This is a genomic window from uncultured Mucilaginibacter sp. (assembly GCF_903913935.1).
Classification (GTDB): Bacteria; Bacteroidota; Bacteroidia; order Sphingobacteriales; family Sphingobacteriaceae; genus Mucilaginibacter.
Window position 1 is genome coordinate 1 of record NZ_CAIWNH010000186.1, and the last position, 4,140, is coordinate 4,140.

The 4,140-nt window shown below is 43.6% G+C and carries 4 protein-coding genes; all 4 read left to right on the forward strand.

The genetic code is table 11. The annotated features are described in order from the left end of the window. Window positions 1-202: 202 nt before the first annotated feature. Window positions 203-2,245, forward strand: coding sequence for a TraG family conjugative transposon ATPase (locus QZY09_RS06910; protein ID WP_295670088.1), 2,043 nt, complete (start codon window positions 203-205; stop codon window positions 2,243-2,245). A 23-nt stretch (window positions 2,246-2,268) separates the two neighbouring features. Then, complete coding sequence (locus tag QZY09_RS06915) at window positions 2,269-2,937, forward strand: hypothetical protein (RefSeq protein WP_295670101.1); 669 nt, start codon at window positions 2,269-2,271, stop codon at window positions 2,935-2,937. Beyond that, window positions 2,934-3,596, forward strand: coding sequence for a hypothetical protein (locus QZY09_RS06920; RefSeq protein ID WP_295670105.1), 663 nt, complete (start codon window positions 2,934-2,936; stop codon window positions 3,594-3,596). The genes QZY09_RS06915 and QZY09_RS06920 overlap by 4 nt, the downstream gene beginning before the upstream one ends. Next, the coding region (locus QZY09_RS06925; protein WP_295670107.1) for a hypothetical protein at window positions 3,593-4,140 on the forward strand (548 nt) is incomplete at its 3' end. The genes QZY09_RS06920 and QZY09_RS06925, both read left to right, overlap by 4 nt.

A 4,140-nucleotide genomic window follows, 5' to 3' on the forward strand; every position in this document is an offset into this window, starting at 1 on the left:
TGATTCCGTTACACTTTGACCATGTTAACGTATTGACGGTTAATTTGATTATTCTTTTCTTTCAACACAAATCGGTGCTCGAGAGCGCACGGAATGCACTGGTCAAGGTCTCCGGAATATCCAGGTAGGGACGCATATTGAGCTAAACGAAAAAGAATCATTGCGGGGCTTCCCGGTGGATTTTTTATCTTTTCTTTTTAAAGTGCCTGATTTTGACGCGATCCTGTTTAACCAGGTTATTGAAATTCCAAACCAATCCACGACGCTGAATAAACTGGAACTAAAGAAAAAGCGGCATTCGGGTATTCCAGACCCGGCCAATTCATTATGTGTGGAGGATATTGATTTATTGCTGAATGATGTGGCAAGGGAAAATCAGCTATTGGTCAATTGCCATTTTAATATCGTTGTGGCAGCAGGTAATGAACAGATACAAAAAGCTGGTAATTTTATCGAAAGCGCCCTTTTTCAATTGGGCATCATACCCTCCAAAAATGCTTATAACCAACTGGAGCTATTCCGATGTGCATTGCCGGGCAATGGGGTAGAATTAAAAAGTTATGATTGGTTCCTGACGACCTGTGACGCGGCCATCTGCTTTTTCTTCAAAGAAACAATGCCGGTGGATGAACCGTCGGATTTTTTAGTAAGGTTTACGGATCGCCAGGGGATTCCAGTGGGCATAGATGTGGCAGACCTCCCGATGCGGACAGGTCGTATCAGTAACAGAAACCGCTTCTGTTTGGGTGGGTCAGGTACTGGTAAATCTTACTTTATCAACGCGCTGGTGGAGCAATACCTCCTGTATAATATGGACATTGTTATCGTAGATACAGGGCATTCCTATTCCGGCTTGTGTTCTTATAAAAAGGGTAAATATATCACCTACACTGATAAGAAACCCATTACGATGAACCCGTTCCAGATAACGGAGGATGAATATAATATCGAAAAGAAGGATTTTTTAAGTACCCTGATCGGCCTGTTATGGAAAGGGGCCGAGGGTATATTTAACCCGGTGGAACGCGATGTGATCTCAAATGTGATCAGCGCTTACTATAGCAGTTATTTTAATGCGGAATTTCCGGGATTAACCGAAAAGCAAGCGCTGCGTATCCGTGACCGGGTGTTAACGGATATGAGGGCAAGCTTTACCAGTGAAGCTGTCCTCTCTGACCTGGACTGGGAAGAACTTTTTAGCGGGGTAAGCGGCGAAACTGAAGATATTGAAATGTATATTCCCTTTGAAGAATCGCTTGAAACGCTAAAAGTTTTAAATGACCCGGAGGAAAGGCGGCGTATTTATAAGGTAGTATTTCAACAGGAATTACATGCAGCTTTGCAGTCTGAAATAAGGCTGGCTAAACGAAGGCATGAAAATAACCGGGTTACGGTACTCAATTTCAATTCATTTTACGAGTTTGCGATCTGGAAAATTCCCGAAATAAAGGTGGAGGAAAAGATCAGCTTTGATACCGATGAGTTTCGTTACGTCCTTAAAAAGTTTTACAAGGGGGGTGAATTTGCCCCTATCCTTAACGAGCCTGCCGACCAGTCTTTGTTTACCGAAAGGTTTATTGTATTTGAAATCGATTCGATAAAGGAAAATCGCGTTTTATTCCCCATTGTTACACTCATAATCATGGATGTATTTATCCAAAAAATGCGTTTCCGGCAAGACAGGCGTAAATGCTTAATTGTGGAAGAGGCCTGGAAGGCAATCGCAAGCCCACTCATGGCAGGGTATTTACTCTATTTGTATAAGACCGTACGTAAGTTTTGGGGCGAGGCGATTGTCGTCACCCAGGAGTTGGGAGATATCATCGGCAACCCGGTAGTTAAAGACAGTATTATCAATAATTCGGATACCATCTGCCTGCTTGATCAAACGAAATTCAAGGATAACTACGCGGATATAGCGGCTTTACTTTCCATTAATGAAACTGAACGGCGAAAGATTTTTACCATCAACCAATTGGATAATACCGAAGGCCGGGGAAGGTTTAAGGAAGTTTATATCCGCCGGGGTTCAGTTGGCGAGGTCTATGGCGTAGAAGTTTCTTTAGAGCAGTACCTTTGTTATACAACAGAAAAGCCCGAAAAATCAGCCGTGGAAATTTATACAAATTATTACGGCTCTTATCCAAAAGGACTGGATGCCTTTGTCAGCGATTTAAAGGTGCTTAAAACGCCTTTACCTGATTTTATTAAACGTGTCAATAAAGCCGGGCACCCCATTAACTAATCTTTTTACTTAAACAAAATAATATGAAAGTAACACTTTGCTTTATGCTCTTACTATGCTGTTTTTTTAAAGCAGCTGTAGCGCAGGAAGTGGTGGTTGACCCCACCACATCGGCTGCCATCCTGGTGAACACAGCCGTCATTAACGGGCAGTTAAATACCACAAACAATAATCTCAGCCTGATACAAAAAGGTCAACTGGCGGTAACGGGCCAGTTGGTTATCGTCAACAAACTGCAAAACGATATTTACAAGGGCCTGAGCCAGGTGGCATCCGTAATCAATAATTTAACAACGATCAAAGAAATTGCCGACTGCGGAACAGATATCGTCAGCGATGTGGAACAATCTATAACCATAGCCCAATCAGACCCGGTATTGTTGCTGTTTGCCGAACAAGGTGCAAGGGAGTTTGAAACCAGGGCAGTCACATTGGCCACCGATGTCAGCGCCTTTGTGCTGAAGGGTGGAGGAAGTAACCTGATGGATTCTGGTGAAAGGGGAAAAATGCTCAATCATATTGAATCTGAAATGCAGGTGTTACGTGGTATCGCCTACGGTATGCAAAGAGCGATGTATTGGGCGAAAATGCGGGGCTTATGGGCATCCTTAAACCCCTGGGCCACATGGAAAAACATGGATGTGCAGATCGCCAACGATACTGTAAACAATGCTAAATACCTCAAACAATGAAAGTTTTATTAACGCTTTTCGCTTTATGCTTTTGCCTGTCAGCTTTCAGCCAGCAAAGCACGATTGATGTTGTCGGGATGCACCAACTGATTGACCAATCTAAATCGGAACATACCGCGCAGGTTGACGCAAGGAATAACCAGGCCACCGTAACCGCAAACGAACAAGCAAACCTCACCTTGCTGGCAAAGCTTAAAAATATGTACCGCACTTTACAGCAGCGGTACAATACATTGGGTACCGCTATCAATATTGCGGATATAGGCATCTATGCGACACCGATGGTGAAGCAGATCATTAATTACCAGGGGCAGATTGTCCAATTAGTAGAGAAGAACCCTGCGGTTGCGTTTTTGGGTGTGCGGACGGAGATCGAATTTGCCGAAAAAGCCGAAGGTTTGCTGGGCTATGTCGCGGGTTTAAGCCTGTCCATAGGCGATGTGAACCAGATGAAGGCATCCGACAGGAAAATGCTTTTTGATTATGTGATCACCGAATTGAGTGAAATACAGGAATTATCAGGCAACCTGGTGAATACCTTAACCTATTCCAATTTAAACAGCTTGCTTCGCTCAATTAACCCTTTTCAGAATTTTATAGACCAGGATAAATCAGTGGCCGAAGACATAATTCAAAATGCTAAATACCTTAAACAATGAACATAAAGATATTTGTTTTCCTTTCAGCTTTCACCTTTTACCTTGCCCCATGTCTGGCTCAGGAATATGTTTTTGACCCGCAATATTTTGCTTCGGTCATGGCTAACCAGGGTGTCCGCAGCAGCGCCGAGGCAACCCATAATCAATATCTGGCAAAGATCAATACCAATATTGAAGATATAAATACCAATGTCGGTTCGGTGGTATTGGCGCAGGAGATCATTTACCTGGCACTGTCTAATGTCAATTCAGCCTTAAAAGATGGCCTTGAGGTCAAAAACATGGCGGTCATTACCGCCGATATGATCAGCTACCTCGATCAGGCACTGGCACTGGCAAAAGCGCAACCCGCGCTTTTATTGGTTGCTTCAAATATTGAAAATGAAATGCGTCTGAAGGCGGTTGGTTTAGTAACCGACGTTTCCGGCTTTGTTTTGAAAGAAGGGGACAATATGCTGGCAGATTACAGTGTTCGGGACCAGTTGCTCCGAAAGGTCATACAGCAATTGCAAATACTGGACGGGCTGGCCTACGGCGCATGGAA